At 59.0% G+C, this 20053-nt stretch carries 17 protein-coding genes and 1 tRNA gene; 6 read left to right on the forward strand and 12 right to left on the reverse strand.

Annotation, left to right across the window (positions count from 1 at the left end):
• Positions 1-131 precede the first annotated feature (131 nt).
• From selB to RCH87_RS06605, 3 genes are all read right to left on the reverse strand, one after another.
• Entirely contained in the window at positions 132-1973 is a 1842-nt protein-coding gene (selB, locus tag RCH87_RS06595) for a selenocysteine-specific translation elongation factor (RefSeq protein WP_306515921.1), read from the reverse strand.
• Positions 1974-3290: an L-seryl-tRNA(Sec) selenium transferase gene (gene selA / locus RCH87_RS06600; protein WP_306515937.1), complete on the reverse strand. Its 1317-nt coding sequence runs from the start codon at positions 3288-3290 to the stop codon at positions 1974-1976. It lies immediately after the preceding gene.
• A 103-nt stretch (positions 3291-3393) separates the two neighbouring features.
• A tRNA-Sec gene (locus tag RCH87_RS06605) sits at positions 3394-3489 on the reverse strand.
• Positions 3490-3546: 57 nt separating this feature from the next.
• Between RCH87_RS06605 and selD the strand changes: the two genes are divergently transcribed.
• Positions 3547-4599 carry a selenide, water dikinase SelD gene (selD, locus tag RCH87_RS06610; RefSeq protein ID WP_306515922.1) on the forward strand — a complete coding sequence of 351 codons (1053 nt, stop codon included), beginning with the start codon at positions 3547-3549 and terminating at the stop codon, positions 4597-4599.
• Here the strand turns inward: selD and nrfD are convergent.
• The 4 genes from nrfD to RCH87_RS06630 all read right to left on the reverse strand — a co-directional run bounded on the left by nrfD (position 4596) and on the right by RCH87_RS06630 (position 10753).
• Positions 4596-5711, reverse strand: a complete 1116-nt coding sequence (gene nrfD / locus RCH87_RS06615) for an NrfD/PsrC family molybdoenzyme membrane anchor subunit (protein WP_306515923.1) — start codon at positions 5709-5711, stop codon at positions 4596-4598. The genes selD and nrfD overlap by 4 nt on opposite strands.
• Entirely contained in the window at positions 5708-6844 is a 1137-nt protein-coding gene (locus tag RCH87_RS06620; protein WP_306515924.1) for a 4Fe-4S dicluster domain-containing protein, read from the reverse strand. The genes nrfD and RCH87_RS06620 overlap by 4 nt, the downstream gene beginning before the upstream one ends.
• A 6-nt stretch (positions 6845-6850) precedes the next feature.
• Positions 6851-10039: a formate dehydrogenase-N subunit alpha gene (gene fdnG / locus RCH87_RS06625; protein ID WP_306515925.1), complete on the reverse strand. Its 3189-nt coding sequence runs from the start codon at positions 10037-10039 to the stop codon at positions 6851-6853.
• 81 nt (positions 10040-10120) lie between these two features.
• Positions 10121-10753, reverse strand: a complete 633-nt coding sequence (locus tag RCH87_RS06630; protein WP_306515926.1) for a pyroglutamyl-peptidase I — start codon at positions 10751-10753, stop codon at positions 10121-10123.
• A 194-nt stretch (positions 10754-10947) separates the two neighbouring features.
• Here RCH87_RS06630 and RCH87_RS06635 point away from each other — a divergent pair, with 194 nt between their 5' ends.
• Positions 10948-12375 (forward strand): dicarboxylate/amino acid:cation symporter, encoded by a 1428-nt coding sequence (locus RCH87_RS06635; protein ID WP_306515927.1) that lies wholly within the window; start codon positions 10948-10950, stop codon positions 12373-12375.
• Here RCH87_RS06635 and RCH87_RS06640 read toward each other — a convergent pair.
• Complete coding sequence (locus tag RCH87_RS06640) at positions 12321-13568, reverse strand: ATP-binding protein (protein WP_306515928.1); 1248 nt, start codon at positions 13566-13568, stop codon at positions 12321-12323. The genes RCH87_RS06635 and RCH87_RS06640 overlap by 55 nt on opposite strands.
• Positions 13569-13905: 337 nt before the next feature.
• Between RCH87_RS06640 and RCH87_RS06645 the strand changes: the two genes are divergently transcribed.
• The 3 genes from RCH87_RS06645 to RCH87_RS06655 all read left to right on the forward strand — a co-directional run bounded on the left by RCH87_RS06645 (position 13906) and on the right by RCH87_RS06655 (position 15769).
• A complete protein-coding gene (locus RCH87_RS06645) occupies positions 13906-14478 on the forward strand; it encodes a Panacea domain-containing protein (protein WP_306515929.1) in 573 nt (190 codons plus the stop codon).
• A 108-nt stretch (positions 14479-14586) separates the two neighbouring features.
• Positions 14587-14967 (forward strand): type II toxin-antitoxin system death-on-curing family toxin, encoded by a 381-nt coding sequence (locus RCH87_RS06650; protein ID WP_306515930.1) that lies wholly within the window; start codon positions 14587-14589, stop codon positions 14965-14967.
• A gap of 64 nt (positions 14968-15031) precedes the next feature.
• Complete coding sequence (locus tag RCH87_RS06655) at positions 15032-15769, forward strand: DUF542 domain-containing protein (RefSeq protein WP_306515931.1); 738 nt, start codon at positions 15032-15034, stop codon at positions 15767-15769.
• Between the two features lie 40 nt (positions 15770-15809).
• Here the strand turns inward: RCH87_RS06655 and RCH87_RS06660 are convergent, their stop codons facing one another.
• Genes RCH87_RS06660 through cynS form a run of 4 tightly spaced genes read right to left on the reverse strand, consistent with a single transcriptional unit; the run spans position 15810 to position 18999 of the window.
• The gene (locus RCH87_RS06660) at positions 15810-17075 is read right to left on the reverse strand and encodes an arginine deiminase (protein ID WP_306515932.1); all 1266 of its coding nucleotides are present in this window, start codon (positions 17073-17075) and stop codon (positions 15810-15812) included.
• A 9-nt stretch (positions 17076-17084) separates the two neighbouring features.
• Positions 17085-17807, reverse strand: a complete 723-nt coding sequence (locus tag RCH87_RS06665) for a lysoplasmalogenase family protein (protein ID WP_306515933.1) — start codon at positions 17805-17807, stop codon at positions 17085-17087.
• 56 nt (positions 17808-17863) lie between these two features.
• On the reverse strand, positions 17864-18502 hold the full coding sequence (locus RCH87_RS06670; RefSeq protein ID WP_306515934.1) for a bifunctional 2-polyprenyl-6-hydroxyphenol methylase/3-demethylubiquinol 3-O-methyltransferase UbiG: 639 nt from the start codon (positions 18500-18502) through the stop codon (positions 17864-17866).
• 38 nt (positions 18503-18540) lie between these two features.
• Positions 18541-18999 carry a cyanase gene (cynS, locus tag RCH87_RS06675; protein ID WP_306515935.1) on the reverse strand — a complete coding sequence of 153 codons (459 nt, stop codon included), beginning with the start codon at positions 18997-18999 and terminating at the stop codon, positions 18541-18543.
• Positions 19000-19127: 128 nt separating this feature from the next.
• Here cynS and RCH87_RS06680 point away from each other — a divergent pair, with 128 nt between their 5' ends.
• Entirely contained in the window at positions 19128-19769 is a 642-nt protein-coding gene (locus RCH87_RS06680) for a Fic family protein (RefSeq protein ID WP_306515936.1), read from the forward strand.
• Positions 19770-20053: the final 284 nt, after the last annotated feature.

Here is a 20053-nt window from a genome sequence, read left to right on the forward strand (position 1 = left end):
TAGGGAATTGGCGACACGCCGTAAAAAACACACTTTTTGTCGTTTAACCCTGGAAGCCCAGGGCCGGTCCCTTTCATTATTTTCATTGGGGCCCATTTTCACCGTGCCCACGGAATTCAAAGCACCCCACACTACCGCAGCTCCCGCAAACCACCATCCAGTCGGCGGGTAATACCCTGTTCATCGAGATACTCCAGCAGCGGAATCGCTACCCGGCGCGTGGTATCCAAAGCCTTCCGCGCCTCCGAGAGTGTAAACGGTTGTTCTAACTGCGCGATACGCTTTTTCGCCTCCTCCGGCGCACCAGGCAACAAAACGATCCCCTGGCCAAGCCGCAGCAATCGCCCGGCTTTTTGCGCCGCCGCCAACTGCTTGGCCCCCAACCGGAGTTCCTGCAGCTCATCCGCCTCCGGTGCGGCGAAGGGATCGTCGGCAAGCCAGGTTTCCAACTTGGCCACTGACGCCTCGGCCGCACCCAGATCCACCTTGTGCCCCGGCAGACGCAGCAGCCCGCCGACCTGTTCCACCTTGGCGGCGGCCACCGCGATCCCCAGCAATGCGTCCTCGCGCAAGTCCAGCGCATCCATCGCAGCCTTACGCGGCATACCGGCCGCCAGCGGATTATCCTGCGCATGCTTGCCCAGCGCGACCAGCAACTGATTTTTCCAGCGCGTGATCTGCCGAGCAGCGACCCACCACTCACGAAAAGCGATAATGCCCTGCGGCGGGGCGGCCGGATCATCCACGGTAAACCCGGCGCGCTGCAGCTGGGCGACGGGCACGTAACCGACGCGCTGGATGTAGCTGGTGGGGTCGGTGAACGGGCTTGCGCTTGCCGCGGCAGTAGTGGTGGCATCGCTGGGGCTGGCGTCGGCAAGCAGGGCCAACTCCTCTGCACGCCGACGCGCCGCACCACGACGGTTCAGCTCCGGCGGGTAGACATCAATAACCTGCACCCCGGCACTCACATGCCGCCCGCCCGGGCTGCGCACCACGAAACGATCCAACAACTGCAGCGGCAACGGGTGCGCCAAATTCAACCGCGCATAATCCGCGGACAACGGCCGCACGTGCGTCTCCAGCCCTGCGGTGCCAATGTGAACGACGATATTCTGCGGCAACTCATAAAAATCCTGGCCAAAGGTGCGGCGCACATCGATCTGTTCCACCAACTCCCACGCACCCGAGCTGAGCAAGCTGTGGCCGCGGTGGATGGCGTCCGCACTGATCCCGCGCAGATTCACCGCCACCCGCGAAGTCGGCTCCAGCACCTGGTGGGCCGTGTTTTCGCTGTGCAAGCCGCGTACTTCCACCACGCGAGTGCCGTCCGAGCTGGCCAGCTGCAAGGTATCACCCACCTGCAGCGTGCCCGCCGCCAACGTACCCGTGACCACGGTGCCAGCGCCTTTCACGGAAAACGCGCGGTCGATCCACACGCGCAACCGCGCCTGCGGGTCCGGGGCAGGCACCTTTGCCAGCATCTCATCCAAAACCTGCCGCATCTGCGCGATGCCCTCACCGGTATGGGCGGAGACTTCTACCAGGGGCGCGTCGGCAAGCGCGGTACCCGCCAGCTGGCTGCGCACCTGGGCGGTGACCTCCGCTCGACGGGCGGCATCGGCGCGATCAGCACGGGTCAGGGCGATCAACCCATGCCGGATATCCAGCGCGCGAAGGGCATCGCGGTGATCTGTAGATTGCTCCTGCCAACCTTCATCCGCAGCAACCACGAAAATGACCACCGGCGCCGGCCCCACACCGGCGAGCATATTGCCCAGGAACTTCTCGTGCCCCGGCACATCGACGAACGCCAGATCCGTCCCTGAAGGCAAGGTAGTCCACACAAAGCCCAGATCAATAGTCAGCCCGCGGCGTTTTTCTTCCGCCCAGCGGTCCGGGTCCATATCCGTCAGGGCGCGCACCAAAGCGGATTTGCCGTGGTCAACGTGGCCAGCGGTGGCAACGACGTGCATTTAGTTCGCCTCCTGGGTGGGCTGTTGGGTGCGCTGGGCGTGTTGGGCCTGCTGAGCTTGCACGCCCCGGGTGGCCTGCGCCAGCAGCTCGTCCTGTTCTTCCGGCACGCAGCGCACATCCACCAGACACAGGCCATCATGCACGCGCGCGATCACCGGCGGGGTGCACCCACGCAACGGGGCAGCCAGCGACTCCGGCAGAGCCACCGCCACACCAGGCAACGGATACTCCGGCGCTCCCCCACCGCCGACACGCCCGTCATGCTCCACGACACGGCCACCAGTGGCGTCGGCAAGCGCCTGCGTGCGCTCGCGGTAACGCTGCGGATCAATATGCAACGCATCCTGCACGGCATTCGACGGGGTCGTTACCGCTGCTTGCAAGGCATTCAGGCGCAACTTATCAATGCGCACCGCCCGGGCCAACGGATGCTTTTTCATCTTCGCAATCGCCTCGGCATTCCCCAGCACAATGCCCGCCTGCGGGCCGCCAAGCAGCTTATCGCCACTAGCAATCACCACATCCGCCCCGGCTGCCAGCTGACTATGAATATCCGGCTCCTCCGGCAACGCGGGATCATGGGTGAGCAAGCCCGAACCCAGATCCACAATCAAATACTTGCCATTAGTGCGCGCGAGCTGGCACAGCTTGTCGACGCCGACTGCAGCCGTGAATCCTTCCATACGGAAATTCGACGGGTGCACTTTTAAAATCGCGCCAGTATTTGCAGTCAGGGCGTTTTCATAATCCGCCAGGTGTGTGCGGTTGGTCGCGCCTACCTCGCGCAGGCGCGTCGCGGTGGATTCGATGAGCTCCGGCAGGCGGAACCCAGCGCCGATCTCAATCAACTCGCCGCGGGAGATAATCACCTCTTGGTTCGGCGCCAGCGCGGCCGTGGCCAGCAATAACGCGGAAGCCCCATTGTTAACGATCAGCGCGTCCTCCGCCGCTGGGCACGCATCCAGCAACGCCTGGGTCGCTCCCGCCCCGCGGTTTTTCGAGCGCTTGCCGCTGGCCAGATCCATTTCCACGTCTGTGTACGAAGCCGCTGCCTGCAGCGCTTCCACAGCAGCCGGTGGCAGCGGGGCGCGCCCCAGGTTGGTGTGGATGATCACCCCGGTGGCGTTCAGGACCGGGTGCAGGGCAAACGGTTGCTGCGCGCGGAGGTTTTCAGCAATGCGCTCTGCAATGGAACCGACAGCGATGGTGCCGCGTCGGGCGTCGTCAAGCGTGGCATTGAGCACCGCACGGATGGTGTGTTCTGCCAGGTGCTGCCGCGCGTGTGCGACGGCGGGAAGCTGCAACAGTTGATCCATCTTCGGGATATTCCGGCGGGGATCGTTGTCAGGCGTTAAAGGATCAGGCACCGTGGCGACCTCCTTGCGGGGCGGGAAACTTGCCTTACGCGGCGGAAAATTCTGGCGGAGACGGACAGGAATCGAACCTGCCAGACCGAGATGCTCGGCCTCACCGGTTTTGAAGACCGGGGCGCCCACCAGGAACGCATACGCCTCCACCGCGTCAGTTTACTAGGGCGCCGGTGCAGCGACGCCGCACAGGTAGCATAGGCCTATGAGTGACGAAGCCGGAAGCAATAACATCAACCTCACCTCGTTTGCCGCCGGCGGTGGCTGCGCCTGCAAAATCCCGGCCGGCGAGTTGGAATCAGCCGTCGAAGGGCTGATCGGCAAGGCGGACCCCAACGTGCTGGTCGGGCTGGACGACGGCGACGATGCCGCGGCCGTAAAAATCCAGGATGGGCTGGCGGTGATCTCCACCGCGGACTTTTTCACTCCCATGCTCAACGACCCGTATGACTGGGGCCGGGTGGCCGCCGCGAATGCGCTTTCCGACGTCTACGCCATGGGTGGCACCCCGGTGACCGCGATCAATCTGGTGGGCTGGCCGAATGACGTACTCGGCCTCGACGTGCTGCGCGAGGTGCTACGCGGCGGCATGGACGTGGCGACGCAAGCAGGTATTTCTGTCACCGGCGGGCACTCGATCACCGCGCCCGAACCGATGTACGGCATGGCCGCGACCGGCATCGTCTCCCCGGACAAGCTCATGCGCAACGACGCCGCCGAGCCGGGTTTGCCGATCACCCTGACCAAGCCGATCGGCGTGGGCATCCTCAACAACAAGCACAAAGCCACCGGCGAGGTTTCCCAGGCGGCGGTCGATTCCATGACCACCCTGAACCGTGAGGCTTCCCAGGCTGCACTGCAGGCTGGTGCGAAAGCCGCCACCGACATCACCGGTTTTGGTTTGCTCGGCCACCTGTACAAGATGTGCCGGGCTTCTGGCGTGAACGCGGAACTGGACTTTTCTGCAATCCCTGCCATCGAGGGTGCGAAGGAAGCGCTTGCCGACGGTTTTATCCCCGGCGGTTCGCGCCGCAACCTGGATTGGGTGCGCGAGCACTTAGCCATTGACAACGACGAGCTCAGCGAAGAAGACTTGATCTTCCTGGCCGACGCCCAAACCTCCGGTGGCTTGCTGGTCATCGGCGAAGTGCCTGGTTACCCGGTTATTGGGCGCACTGTAGAACGCACCGTGGAACGCGCTATGGAACGTAACGGTGGCGGCAACGGTGAGGACACCGCCTATATTTCGATCCGCTAGTTCGGCGTCACCACATCGCCTGCCAGGCCCTGCTGCTCGCGACGGCGCTGCGCCCGGCGCTTTTGCGGACCAATAGTCGTGGCCGGGTCTTTGACTGCCTCCAGGCCGGCCTCAAGAACGCCGAATCGCGTGCAGGCAGAGCCCGCCATCAGCGCCAGTCCAGAGGCCACCGAAACCAGCCGTGATTTCGTTACCGCCGCCACCGCAGCTCCTGCCCCACCAGCGGCGATGAGGTATTCCGAGGCCTTCATCAACTTGCCTGGTTTGCCGTGGTGCACAGCCGCGAGTGGCTCAGGTTCCATCCCGTTTTCCAGCACTTTTGTGGCGGCCAGATCGCTCACGGCAGCGGTCATCGCCAAAGCCCGTGCCGGGCCTGCACTCTCCACTGGCGTGGTGACCATCGCACAACCCGACGCCGCCGCCGATGCCGAGGACACAAACACATACGGCAGGTGCTTTTTCATGTCATTCCACACCGGGTTCGAGGTATTCGACAGCAGCACCGCGGTATAACCAGCCAACGGTCCCCCCAGCACACCAGTAACCACACCGGCGGGACCAGCGATTTTCCGCAATGCCGTGCGCGCGAACTTCGGCAGCGGCAGCCCCGAGCCAGCCATCTCGTCGATTTCCACGACGGCCGGGATCGCCGAAGCACTGGCGAAGCTCATCAAAATCCACGAGCCCACAGACATCGGCGAGGTCACCTTAAACACGCGGAACATATTCAGCAGGCGCTCTGGCCGACCCAAGTCCAGAATCAAAAACACCGAGCCGAGCGAGGCGGCAGATAGCGTCGTCAAGCGAGTTGTGCGCAGCAACGGCTTATTGCCGGTGGCCTGCGCGCCAGCAGCCAACATGCCGGAGCCGCCGCTGACGCCGCCGAGGAACAAATACACACCAATGGGCCATTCCCAGGGTGGCGCCTTGACGACGGGTTTTCCGTAGTAGGAAGAAAACTCGAAGTCCTGCGCCATCCGTTCTTCTTTGGAACCATCCTGGGCACCCGCACCTGGGCGTTTGCGCTTTTTCTTCGGCTTTGTGCCGTCGAATTTTCGGTAGCGGTTCGGGCGGTTGCCCTGCGGCGGGCGGTATTCGTCGAAGTTGCTCACTTGCGGCCTCCCATAACGAACGCACCAGCGACCGCCAGCGCCATGCCACCGATGGCCTTGACCGCGGTCTTATACATTTGCGGCAGGTCAACCGTCGGCACGCGCGGGTCTGGCGGCAGCCCGTACACCTCCGGCGAATCCAGCAATAGGAAGATGGAACCGGTGCCACCCACGCCGTCATCACTGTTGGCGCCATAGAGGCGGGCCTCGGTCAGCCCCTGTTCATGTAGCACCCGCACGCGGTCTTTCGCAGCAGCCAGCATGTCCTCGTAAGTGCCGAACTGAATGGAATCCGTAGGGCAGGTCTTGGAACACGCTGGTTGCTCGCCGACTTTCAGGCGGTCATAGCACATAGTGCATTTCTGGGCGACGCCAATATTTTTAATCGGCATGGACTTACCCGGGGTGTGGTCGATCTTGTTCGGCCCCTGCAGCCCACGCTGCTTCAACTTCGCCAGCACGTTGATCCCAGCGTGCGAATTATCCTGGTAGTCCACCGTGGCGGTTTTGTCCTGCTTGAGCGTGACCCCGCCGTCGTTGCGACGCTCGATAACACCGAACGGGCACCCGGCCACGCAGGTGCCGCAGCCATTGCACACGTCATCTTGCACGACGACGGTGCCGAACTCCGTGCGAAACAGCGCGCCCGTCGGGCACACGTCCAAACAACCGGCGTTGGTGCAGTGCTTGCACACATCCGAGGACATCAGCCAGCGGAAAGTATCCGTATCCGGCGGGGTAGTCTCTGCTGCCGCACCAGCGAGGCTACCGGTTGCGGCGCCCGCGCTCTGGCCAGCCTGGCCAGCGTTTCCGTCCTGGCCAGTGTTTCCATCCTGCCCACCGATCGTCGGCATGCCCAACGAAATCAGCTTCTTGCCCTCCGCACGGGACTGCTCAATGCGCTCGTTGTTCTGCTCCACGAACGCCACGTGCCGCCAGGTATTCGCTCCCAGCGCACCGGTGTTGTCATAAGAATCGCCGGTGACCTCGTAGCCTTCCACGGGGTTGCGGTTCCACTCTTTGCAAGCAACCTCGCAGGCCTTGCAGCCAATGCACACCGACGTATCAGTGAAAAACGCCATGCGCTGATAGTCGCCATAGCCATGCGAGGAAGCATTTTCGGTCAGAAGCATAGTCCTTCACTTCCCTTCGCCAGTGATCAGCTCGTTACCACTGTCCACGGTCAACTGCGCACGCTGCTGGTATTCGGCCAGCAGGTCCCGGCGCGCCTGCCCGCGAGGGCGTCGGCCCGGCTGAATATCACAGGCACCGATCTTGGAGTTCTGGATCAAAACATTCGGCTCCAGCGTCAATCCCAGCAGGTCATTCGCTCCATCTCCGGTGACTTCCGTGGTATCGGATTCACCGTAGTGGAACGGCAGACCGATCTGGTGGAATTCTTGGCCATTGATGTTCAGCATCTGCATACGGTCGGTAACCAGCACCTGCGCCTCGATCACACCACGTGGCGAGATGATCGTCGCCCATTCGCCATTTTCCAGCCCGCGCTTGGCGGCCAGGTCCTTATCCACTTCACAGAACAAGCCGGGTTGCAGCTCCGCGAGGTACGGCAAGCGTCGCGTCATGGCACCAGAGGTATACATCTCCGTCAACCGATAAGTAGAGAACACAAACGGGAACACCTCAGAGCCAGGCTTGCCCGGTTCCGGACGCGAGAGGTTGTCTTCCCGCTTGATCGGCATACGCGTCGGCGATTGTTGCTGCTTATGCAACACGTTTTCCACCGGCGATTCGTGCGGTTCGTAGTGCGTCGGCAAGGGCCCATCGGACAAACCTTGGGGCGCGAACAGCCAGCCACGCCCGTCAGCCTGCATGATGAAGGCATCGGTGCCGTCCAGTGCGTCCGGGCCCACAGCGTCGGCAGGCGCCTTGTAATCCGGAGCTTTGTCCACCGGGAAATCTGGCACGTCGTCGCCGACCCAGCGGCCGGCGTCGGCGTCCCACCACACGTACTTCTTGCGCTCTGACCACGGGGTTCCGTCTGGGCGCGCCGAGGCACGGTTGTACAGGATGCGGCGATTCGACGGCCACACCCAGCCCCAATCCAGCGCGACCTCGTTTTGCTCGCGGCCCGGGACCTTGCTCTGTGAGTGGTTGATGCCGTCTTTGTACACGCCGGTATAAATCCAACAGCCACCGGAAGTAGTGCCGTCGGCTTTCATCTCCGTGTAGCTCGGCAGCAACTCGCCCTTGTTCGGGCCCTCCAGGTAGTAACCGTTGATCTCCTTGAGCACGTCTTCTGGGTTCGGCTCGCCTTCTTCGGTTTCCACGTAATCCCAGGCCAGCTTCTGCACAGCCACATCGCGTGGGTCCGTCGAATCAGCTAGGCGCTGCTTGATCTTCTTGCCCAGTTGATAGAAGAACCACAGATCGCTCTTGGCATCACCTGGTGAAGGCGCTGCCTTGAAGCGCCACTGCAGCATGCGCTGGGTTTGGGTGAACGTACCAGCCTTTTCCGCGTGCGTGGCCGCCGGCAACAGGAAGACTTCCGTGCCGATCTCCTCAGTTTTCAGCTCACCAGTTTTGATCTCCGGCGAGTCGTACCAGAACGACGCCGTCTCAATCTCCTGGAAATCGCGCACGACCAGCCATTTCAGCGCAGCCAAACCGCGGCGCTGCATACCACCATTAGATTGGGCGACCGCCGGGTTCTGCCCAAAGACCAGGTAGCCTTCCACGTTGCCTTCCAGCATCGATTCAAGGGTCTGGTAGGTCGAATGAGCACCGGAAATGCGCGGCATCAGGTCATAGCCCCACTGGTTTTCGGCCGTCGCAGCATCGCCCCAATAGGATTTCATCAGCGAAACCGCGTAGTTCTCGCCGAGCTGCCAGAAGCCCTTCTGCGATGTGTCCCGGATCTCGTCGCAATACTCCGCCCAGGTTTGCTTGTCGACGCTCGGCATCGGCAAATAACCCGGCAGCGAGTGGAATAGCGTCGGGATGTCCGTCGAGCCCTGGATCGAGGCGTGCCCGCGCAAGGCCATGATGCCGGAGCCGGGCCGACCTACATTGCCCATCAGCAGCTGCAAGATCGCGGCGGTGCGGATAAACTGCGCGCCCAAGGTGTGCTGGGTAAAGCCCAGTGCGTAGGCAAAGCAGGTGGTGCGATCCGGCTTGGAGTTATCCGCGATCGAATTCGCTAGGTAGAAGAAATCGCCTTGCGAGATGCCGCAGGTTTCTTCCACCAGCTCCGGGGTGTAGCGCGCGAAGTGGCGTTTCAGGATCTGGAACACGCTGCGCGGATGCTGCAGGGTCTCATCGCGTTCGACGTTCCAAGGCGATTTCTCGCCGCTCTTCTGCTCGTATTGCCACGAGTCGGTGATGTACTTGCCGGTTTCGGGGTCGAAGCCCGAAAACAGCCCGTCGAGATCCTCGGTGTCTTGGTAGTCCTCGGAGACGATCATCGGCGCGTTGGTATAGGCGACCACATAATCGTGGAAGTATAGGTCGTTATCCAGCATGTATTTGATCAGCGCACCAAGCAGCACGACGTCGGTGCCACCACGAATCCCGATGTGCCGGTTCGAAAACGCAGAGGTACGCGTGTAGCGAGGATCAACGTGGATGATGCGGGCGCCACGCTTTTTCGCTTCTACGACCCACTGGAATCCGACCGGGTGGCACTCGGCCATGTTCGAGCCCTCGATGACGATACAGTCGGCGTTTGCCATATCCTGCAGCGGTTGTGTCGCACCGCCGCGGCCAAAGGAAGTTCCTAAACTAGGAACTGTGGCGGAGTGTCATATGCGCGCCTGGTTTTCAACCTGGATCGCGCCGGTCGCGGTGAACAATTTTTTGATGAGGTAGTTTTCCTCGTTATCCAGCGTCGCACCGCCTAACCCAGCGATGCCCATGGTGCGGTTGAGCAGGCGACCGTGTTCGTCCCGATCCTGCCAACCGTTGCGGCGGGCTTCCAAGTAGCGGTCCGCGATCATCTCCATCGCGGTATCTTCGTCCAGCTCTTGCCACTCAGTGGCGTAGGGCGCGCGGTATTTGATTTTCGTCAACCGAGTCGACGAGTTGATCAGCTGTTCAGAGGCCGCGCCTTTCGGGCAGAGACGCCCGCGGGAAATCGGCGAATCTGGGTCGCCTTCGACCTGGATGACGCGATCGTCTTTGACATAAATCCGTTGCGAACAGCCCACTGCACAATACGGGCAGACGGATTGCACAACTTTGTCTGCTTCTTCAATGCGGCCACGTGTGTCTTTGCTTTTTTGTGACTGCGTATTGCTGTCCCTGCCGAATGGATCGGCATTGCGAATCTGGCGCACTACCGGCCAGTTGAGGGGACTAAAGCGAGACATGTTCTTAATGTATTATTGCGCGGAAAAATTCGCCAGCAAGGCTACCCTAGCCATCACCTAGCCATTACCCCTAGTCATTACCTATTGCTGGGACGCATCTTCTACGACCGCGGCTAATGCGCGTTCGATCCCCGTGACTATCTGCGCGAGCTCCAACATTGGATAGTTTTTCTTGTTCTGTTCCGCACTAAACGGTACATGGATAAAGCCAGCTTTCACGGGCGTACCTGCAAAATGATGCAGCAGGCCATACAGCAACTGATTGCACACAAACGTGCCGGCCGTCGTCGATAGCTCTGCCGGAATTTCGACTCCTTCATCAGCAGCAGTCGCGCCTGACGCAGCAATAGCCGCGACCATCTTTTTGACAGGCAGTGTGGAAAAATACGCTGCCGGACCGCCCACTACCACTGGTTCGTCCTGGGGACGAGCACCAGCGTTGTCCGCAATTGTTGCGTCTGCGAGGTTAATACCAATCAGCTCTGGGGTGATGTGCGCACGCCCGCCCGCTTGCCCCAAACAGACAACTGCGTCTACTTGTTCTTCTTCGGCTGCCGAGATCACTTTCTCCAGGGACTTCCCAAACACCGTGGGCACTACCCGTTTGCTGATCTGCGCCCCACCAATCTCATTCGGTAAATGTGCAAGCGCTTGTTCTGTCGGGTTGATCTCCTCGCCACCAAAGGCATCAAATGCAGTCACCAGGATTCTCATGGGCTCCAGTATGGCAGCAAAAGCTGCAAGCCGCTTATCTGCGACGAGGGTCACAATTGTTTCCTAGAAGAATATATTTTCTGCGCGCTGTTGCGCCCCAAAAACTAGGGGGAGTAGAGTCAGGTGAGCAAAACTTGAACAGATTAGTTCATAGCAGATAGACAGATCAGTTCAGAATTAACAAAAGGACGTTCATGAAAAACAAACTTCCCAGCTGGGCCACGGGCTTCGGCGCACAGGTTATCGTCGGCCTGATTATCGGCGTGATCTTAGGCTTGGTCGCATCCGGCATGGACACCGACCCAGAGAATCCAGGCTGGCTCACCAGCACCCTGAGCAACGTCGGCAGTGCTTACGTGCAGCTGCTCAAAGTCATGGTGCCGCCGCTGATTTTCGCTGCCGTCGTGACCTCCGTGGCCAACCTACGCAAGGTCACCAACGCCGCCTCCCTAGCAATTTCCACCCTGGTGTGGTTCGCGATCACCGCGTTTTTCTCCGTTATCGTCGGCATCGTGGTCGCCCTGGTGATGAAGCCAGGCGTGGGCACCAGCGTCGATGCCTCGTCGGCACAGGACCCTTCCAGCGTGGGATCGTGGACCGCGTTTTTCGAACAGCTATTGCCGCAGAACTTCTTCGGGCTCACAGCCTCGGTCAGCGACGGCGAGGCATCTCTGAACTTTGGCGCACTACAGCTGCTGGTGATCTCGCTGGCAATCGGCATCGCCGCCGTGAAAGCCGGCAAGGCAGCGGATCCGTTCCTGCGCTTTACCGAGTCTTTCTTGAAGGTCATCCAAGTTGTGCTGTGGTGGATCATCCGCCTGGCACCGATTGGTACCGCCGCGCTGATCGGTAAGGCCGTGTCCACCTACGGTTGGGACGCCATGGGCTCGCTGGGCAAATTCGTGCTGGCAGTCTACGTCGGGCTGGCCCTAGTCTTCCTGGTGGTCTACCCAACCGTGATGAAGGCGCACAACATCCCAGTCTTTGGTTTCTACAAGCGCATTTGGCCAGTCATTTCGCTGGGCTTCGTCACCCGCTCGTCGATGGGCGTGATGCCAGCCACCCAGCGTTTCAGCGAGCGCGCCGTGGGCGTTCCGCGCGAATACGCCTCCTTCGCCATCCCACTGGGCGCGACCACCAAAATGGACGGCTGCGCCTCGGTCTACCCTGCCGTCGCCGCAATCTTCGTCGCCCAGTTCTATGGCATTGACCTGGATTTCACCCAGTACCTGCTGATCATCTTCGTTTCCGTCATCGGTTCCGCCGCCACCGCGGGCACCACTGGCGCGACCGTCATGTTGACGCTGACCTTGTCGACGCTGGGTCTGCCGCTGGCTGGCGTCGGCCTGTTGTTGGCCGTCGAGCCGATCGTCGATATGGGCCGTACCGCGCTCAACGTCACCGGTCAGATTCTGGCCGCGACGGTCGTCGCCAAGCGTGCCGGTATCCAGGACATGGAGGTATGGGATGCCGCAGAAAGCGGAGTCAACGACTTGTTGAATGAGGATGCTCAGGACGATGACGAGCTTGACGACGCTGACGCTGCGACGCAGGCGAGCGAAACGTCTTATGCTCCGAATAACTCGAGTGGAATGACTGCAACGCCATCGTCGCGTCGATAAGCATGCTCACCGGTGTTTAGTACAACCATATCCACCAGGTCTTCACCTAGTTTCTCCTTGAGCCAATGCAGGTGCTCCACATCATCGTCATTGATATGCGCAGCTAGCTTCACCTCAATGGCGATGACATCACCATCCTGGTTTTGCACGATGAGGTCTACTTCGTGATCACCTTTTGCCGTACGACAGTGCGCAATGCTTCCAAATAGCGATTCGGCTGCAACCCGAACAGATAACGTGGCCAAGGATTCAAACAAAGGCCCCAAAAAATGCGCAAACCGCGAAGTATTCAGCTTCGCGCGCGGTATCCGCAACAACCGCATCGCCAAGGCGGGGTCTGCAAGCTGATGTTTTGGTGCTCGCGCCAATCCTGCAAAAGCCCCACGCTGCGGCGACCAGGCTTTGACTGGATCAAGCATCCAGATCTCCGAGAGCTTTTCCCGGTAGGTCATAGTCGTGGACTTAGCCGGTTTCTTCCCTTCACCCGGCGTAGCTGCATCGAGAATTTCTGAATACCCAGTGGTAGTAGAGCTCGCAGCGGCATACGCCGTCAACCAGCGCAACAAGCCATCGCGGTTTCGCGCTGTATAACCCTGATCAGGAAGATCACGGTCCACAATTCGCTCAATATAAGAATCCAAGTATTCATTACGCACGATTTCTGGAGCTCGATAAATTCCAGGAAACCCGCTACAGGCAATGTGCTCGATGTAATCGCTCAATGAAAGCGTGCTTTCCCCCGATATTAGCGCGCGAGATTCGAAGAGTTCGGATAATTTCACAGACGGATTCATCCCCTCCCGTTCGAAGAGCGCAAGCGGGCGCATGCGTACGCTCAGAATCCGCCCTGCCCCGCTGTGCGTATCAACTCCTACTTGCGGCGTCGCCGACCCCGTCAATAAAAACCTTCCGACCCCAGCCCCATCATCGACTGCGCGGCGGACATAATCCCAGCTTTCGGGATGCTTTTGCCACTCATCAAGCAGAATCGTGCCTTCGTCGAACGAGTGGAACCCTGGATCTGCCCTGAGGCGCTCGCGGCCAGTCGTCGTATCTAACCGAATTTCTGTTTCTGCGCGACGACGTGCAGTCTCCGTTTTCCCTACACCCTTCGGGCCATCAATCGCCACCGCCGACGCAAACGGCAACAAAGTATCTAATTGCTGGTCAATCGCTCGAAATAAATAATCCACTGCTTAATCCTACTTATTTTCCGTATTCTATCGGTCGAATTTTCCGCGACTTACGCTACTTATTTTACCCGTTCTACGCTACTTATTTTCCATATTGTTTTTGAACACTCATTAGATGACTACAGAAAATTACCAGAATAAATTTTCGATATTGAGCACGTTTCAAGCACTCCCATTCTGGATCTTTGCTAGCGTTTGACCTAAGCAATGGTTAGTAATGGTTCCGCAACGCCCGCGTCGAAACAACACGCGAGGACATAAGGGGCCAACAACCACAGAAGATTCAGAAGGTTCAAAAGGCACGGAAGCCGCATGAACGGTAGACAAGGAGGCGACGATGGCGACAATCCTCGATGTAGGTCAATACATCACCGAACTGCTTCCTGGCACCGACAAGATGAAGCTGTACAAGCTGTGCTATTTCTCCCAAGGCTGGCATTTGGCATGGACCGGCAAGCCCCTGTTTTCTGATGAATTCGAAGGCTGGAGCCACGGCCCTGTTTCCCAACAGTTGCGCCACCACACCGAGGCAGTGGCCAAGGGTCACACGGTAGCTGAGGTTCCGGGCGGGGAATCGGCGCGCCTTTCTGCATACGAAACTGCCGTCGTCGCGCGCATCGTGGAATTTTACGGCAACCAAAAATCCACCGACTTGTCAGAGTTGAGCCATGGCGCAGATTGGCAGGCGACTCGTTCCGGATTAGCACCACATAACCCAGGAACCAACATACTTAGCCTGGCGAATATCCGCGACGAATTCAGCGGGCTGTTACATGCTAAGACCTCACGTCCCTCTGCTCCAGCACTAAACCAGATATCCCCGGATACAACTACTGACGACATGATCTCTCAGGCTATTGCGCTAGAAAAAGAATGGGGCCCAGTTTTTGATTTACTCGCTACCCGTTAGTCTGTGCAGCAGAAAATCGATATGACCTATTGCCGCGACCAATCAGCAGAGGAAGCGCTCGCTGAAAAACTGGTGGAGGTAGCTTGCACGCTCAATAGACGTTGCGGGATGCGAGCATCTCACAGTCTTAATGGTCTCCAAGAATACTCAGGTTTTTCGGTTCGCCTCGAAGGCCTTCGGTCCGCAATTTACGCCCCCTTGCAGGTATTCTTCGGCCAAGCTGCTTACGAATCACCTTTTGAACGCGCTGCCGCACTAATCGTAAATATCGCACAAGGACACCACTTTGGTGATGGAAACAAACGCACAGCTTTGCATCTTGGATTGCTTTATCTATCGATGCTCGGAATCAAAGTTGACCGCCCAAGCGACGAAGCAGCTGCCACCTGGATGCAGGAACTCGTCACCGCGAAGATTCCCAGAGAAACCACAATTATCAATGCTGGCCGGAAACTACGGCAGTGGTCAAACCCGACAGCAGCCCCTTAGCCACAGCCGCTAGCCGCATAAAATCACAGCGACGGCCCCGGGCTACCAGAGTAAAATTAAAACTATGAACACGCTGGAATTTCACCCCGAGACCACCCTGCGAGAGGTCGTCAATACCAACTATGGCTACTCGCAGATTTTCGACAAATTCCGCATCGATTTCTGTTGCAACGGCCACCGCACGCTCGCCCAAGCGGCTGCGGATGCGGAAGTTCCCGTCGAACACCTCATTGCCACGCTGGGCGATGCTGAGCTGCCAAGTAGCACCGCGGCAGCGGACGTCGACAAGCACACGGCCGGGGCTGAGGCGAAAAACAACCGTGTGCTTTCTGCCCAAGCGCACGACATAGTCGACATCCACCACTCTTATTGCTGGTTAGAGATGCCAGAGCTGCAGGAACTGGTGCACAAAGTCGCGCGCGTACACGGCGAAGCGCACCCAGAGCTAGCGAAAGTAAAAGAGCATTTCGATACCGTCGTCAAGGAAATGTCAGACCACCTCAGCCGCGAAGAACGTTTTGTTTTCCCCGCGATTTCAGCCATGGAACGCACCGGCACCGCGGCGAACAACCTGGACAACGAATTACGCGCGCTGATGTCTGAGCACGACGCCGCCGGCATGCTCATGCGCACGATCGCAGAGCTTACCGACGATTTCACCTCCCCCGACGATGCCTGCCCGTCGTATCAGATGATGAACGAGCGCCTCGCGAAATTCCGCAACGACCTGCACCTACACGTGCACAAGGAGAACAACCAGCTGTTCCCACAGGCGCTGGAATACAGCAAAGCGCTAGGTTAGGCTGCGGTGGCGGCTTGTGTGGGAATAGCATTCCCAGAACCTAATACCCCACCGGATCACGCGTGATCGGGCAGGTCATGCAATGGCCGCCGCCGCGACCGCGCCCCAGCTCCGCCGAGCCTATCTCCAGCAACTCCACCCCAGCATTGCGGATCAACTTGTTGGTAGAGGTATTCCGGTCATAACCAACCACCACTCCGGGCTCGAGCGCCACCACGTTGTTGGCATCGTCCCATTGCTCCCGCGCGGCGCCATAAAAATCGCCGCCGGTTTCAACCACCAGCAGCTGCGAAAGCCCCAGCGCATCGCGCACAACCTCGACGAAATGCTTGTCGACGACTTCCACCTCCAGCCCCGTCGGCGCATCGCCCGGGCGCAGCACAATTGGGCGGATCTTGTCGACGACCGGTGGATAGGCCGTCACCTTATCGACATCCAAAAAAGTGAAAACTGTATCCAGGTGCATCGACGCGCGATCGGCCGGCATCGCAGCCACGATCACCTTGTCTGCCGCCTGCTCGGCAAACAAGTTCGCCGCTAATTCGCTCACTGCTTGCCAGGAAGTCCGCTCGCCCATCCCCACCAGCACCACGCCAGCCCCCACGGGCATGATGTCGCCGCCTTCCAACGAAGCCAGGCCTGGGTCCATATCGCTATCGCCGTACCAAAATTGAAAATCTGCTTGCGCAAAACGTGGATGAAAACGATAGATCGCTCGCGTCAATGCGGTTTCCTGATGCCGTGCTGGCGAGTACATCGGGTTCAGCGAAACCCCGCCATAAATCCACGCCGAATTATCACGGCTAAACAACGTATTTGGCAGCGGCGAAAGCACGAACTCTTCCGGACGGTGCGCTGCGCGCAAAGCATCAATTTCACCGTGCCCCAGCCCGGCGGGGATCTCCGCATACGGCAGACCACCAATGAGGTATTCCGCTAACTCTGGCGAGCTGAGCTCAACAAACCAGTCTTGCAAATCCAACGCAATACCCGAGCCCACCATCTTGCCGGCCAATTTAAAATCCAGGATGAAATCGCGGCCAGCAGCAGTATCCAGCGTTTCTGCCAATAACTGGTGCATTTCCAACACTGCGATTCCACGTTCGCGCATGAGATCGCAAAATTCCTGGTGATGTTCGCGGGCTTTATCGACCCACATGACGTCGTCGAAAAGCAGCTCTTGGCAGTTTCGTGGCGTCAGCCGCTTATGCGCCAACCCTGGCGCGCACACCATGACCTCGCGCAATGTTCCGACCTCGGAGAATGCGCCGATCGCAGGTGTAGTGGTGCTGTGTGGCTGTGGCATGATGGTCTCCTATCTACCGGGTTGAGCTGTATCGAGGCCGTCGACAAGCAAGCGCTGCGCAATCGTATAAGTAGTCATCACTCCGGCCTCCGCTACCGCGCGCGGTAACGCTCCGCGCAGGTACATCCGCCGCAGCAGAATCAGCGCATCACTCACTAAAAACAGCACAGAGCCAGCGGCAAAGCGGCCGTTTTTCGGTTTCGACAGCAGGCTCGAGATCCCTAGCACCGAGGTTAAGGCCACCAAACCGCCGTATCCGGCCGCTGCTGGCAGCACCCGCGGATCATGCCGGGCGGCCTGGCTCGCCAACCCCACCAAACCGGCACCGTGCACCGTCAACAAGGCTGGGTGCACTCGCGCGCCCTGTCGCCACGCTGTGGCTTGGTAACACATGTGCGCGATGCCGAAGGCCACCGCCGCCGCGTTCAGACTTTTCCCAGAGGCTTTCGCATCATCCCCCAACGCCTGCGGGCTCTGTAGAATCACATCCCCACAGGTAGACCCCGCCACAGCACCCAGCAACAACGCATTATCCATTGCTTGCCGACGCCTCCAGCCGCGCGCAACCGTACCCGCTAGCGAAACCCCGATTAACGGTTTAAACACCCGCAGCACCGCGTGCTGCTCTGCTGTTGCAGCGGTCGTCGCAATAGTGGAGCTAGCGGCAAACAACACGCGCTCTGGCTTCACCCCAGTCTCCGAAGGCGGACCGGCAGACAAGAACTTAAGCATGCCTATAGTGTAGTCCAGTTCACGTTTTAACGCCGTGTTACTTAACGCCGTACTGATTAACGCCGTCGCGCACGTACAACCAGGTCGCGATGATGGTGCGCCCCGCCGCCACGTTCGAGGTTCTTTTCAACCACGTAGTCGTCGACAAGCTCCAGCTCAGTGAGCAGCTCTTTCAAACCAGCCGGCATCAGGTACTTCTCGGACTCCATATCGTGATGCACGAAAATCAGCCAGCCGCCCGGCGCAACCAGCGATTCCAGCTTCGGCACATCGTCGTCGCTAAGCTGCCCGAAAAAACAGATGACCAAGTCAAACATGGCCCGGTCGAAGTCTTGGAAACTGACCGCTTGGGCGTCGAGCTGCACGTCGTTTTCCGCCGCCAATTCCTGCGCGCGGCGCACAGCGGTGGGCGCATGATCAATGGCAGTCACCTTCCAGCCCTGCTGCGCCAACCACACGGCGTCTGCTCCTTCGCCGCAGCCGATGTCCAACGCGGTGCGCGGGCTGGTCGCGCCTGGCTGCGTCTGTGCATCCGGGCCCATTTTCGCGAGCGCATGAAGCAGAGCCGCATTAGGGTCCCCCGACCACACGCGCTCATTGCTGGCGTAGCGCTCTTCCATCTCTGCAGCAGTTGGTGCCTGGCTTGGCGAGTCCTCGTGGGAGTCCTCGTGCGCGTGCTCGTCGCGATTGTCCATCCGGTTCGTCCTTTGCTTGCGCTTTCTTTTGGTGCTGCCTACTTCTCGCCGGACTGTACCCAGTCATACGGCAGGTACTTGCCGTCGATGGTGATGTGTACGCGGTCTCCACCAGGGTGTTCCACGCGCTTGAAATCAAGGCTGCAGTTGATCGCGCTCATGATTCCATCGCCGAATTCATCATGAATCAACGCCTTCAGGGCCGGGCCGTAAACGTCGATGAGTTCATGAAAGCGATAAATGGTGGGGTCCGTGGCGATTTCACGCTCCGGGACGCGGGTTGGTTGCCTGCGCAAAGCCTTGACCAGCTCGTCGTCAAGCTCAAGTTCTTTGCGTAAAAACTCCGCAACCTCTTCTGGCACTGGGTGCATACCCAACACAGCAGAAACTAGCCAGACATTCGGGCACTCGGCGCGCTCGGCAAGCTCTGACCAGCTCAAGCCCTTTTCTTGGCGCAATTCATCAATAATGATGCCTGCATCTTGCTTGGATAACATGAGTGCTCCTCACAGCCGGTATTGCCAATGATTTTTGGGCCTTTGCCTGCACCGGCGGGGCTTTCAGGTACCAGGCCCACCGCCTATTTTAGTTGTTGGTACCGGAATTTTCCCCGTAGAATTTTGCTATGCTCGACACACAAAAGCTAACCGAAGTGATCTATACGGCGGGCAAAGTTTTCGACAATCTCCGCAGTGACCGGTTAGCCACGCACTCATTTATCGCAAACGGCGATACCAGTGGTATTACCAGCCGGGCGGACCTCGAGCTGCTCAAAGATCTCAGCGACGCCGCACAAATCATCATCCGTGCTCACGATAGCCACGAAGAGTTAACCCCACAGACAATCATTGCAATTAATCAAGAGCTGACTCGTTCTGCAGCACTACAACCCGGGGTTTTCCGTAGCGATAGTGACAATATCGGGGTTGCAACCCGCTACGGCGACCACCGCCCGAAAGCCGTGACCGAGGCGGATTTACACAGCATCATTACCGAAGCTCGCAGACATCCCGCAGACAAAGCAGCTGCCTTCCTATTCGTCATGCTCGCCAAAGCACAACCTTTTGGTGATGGAAATAAACGCACCGCGCTCTTAGCTGCTAATCTCTTGCTACTGCCAGAGGGAAAGATCTTGACGGTTCCGTACAGCGACGAGAATTTAAGCGTGTCTGGCACTTTTAACGACCTATTAGCGCGAGCCTATATTTACGACGACGTTGCTGCCTGCGTCGAGTATCTCGTCCGCGAGGGTGTCCGCGCCCTGTAACTGGGACAACCCAGACACACTTTTGTCACATATCCCGTATATCCCCCGCTTTTTGCTCCTTCACCCGCTTAGCCCATCGCCGGTGATCATGTCTGTGGTGTCTTTTTTACAAATAGTGAACGAAAAGGCCGGTTTCAGGTGGCCTATTTGTAAAAAAGACACAATAAGCTGGTCGACGCCCCGACCAGACACACTTTTGCTACTTAAGCCCTAACCCGCGCCGCCACTGCGGGTTAAACGACAAAAAGTGTGTGCCAAACCCCGAATATCTACACCCCTAGCAG

This window comes from Corynebacterium sp., from assembly GCF_030826625.1.
GTDB lineage: Bacteria > Actinomycetota > Actinomycetes > Mycobacteriales > Mycobacteriaceae > Corynebacterium.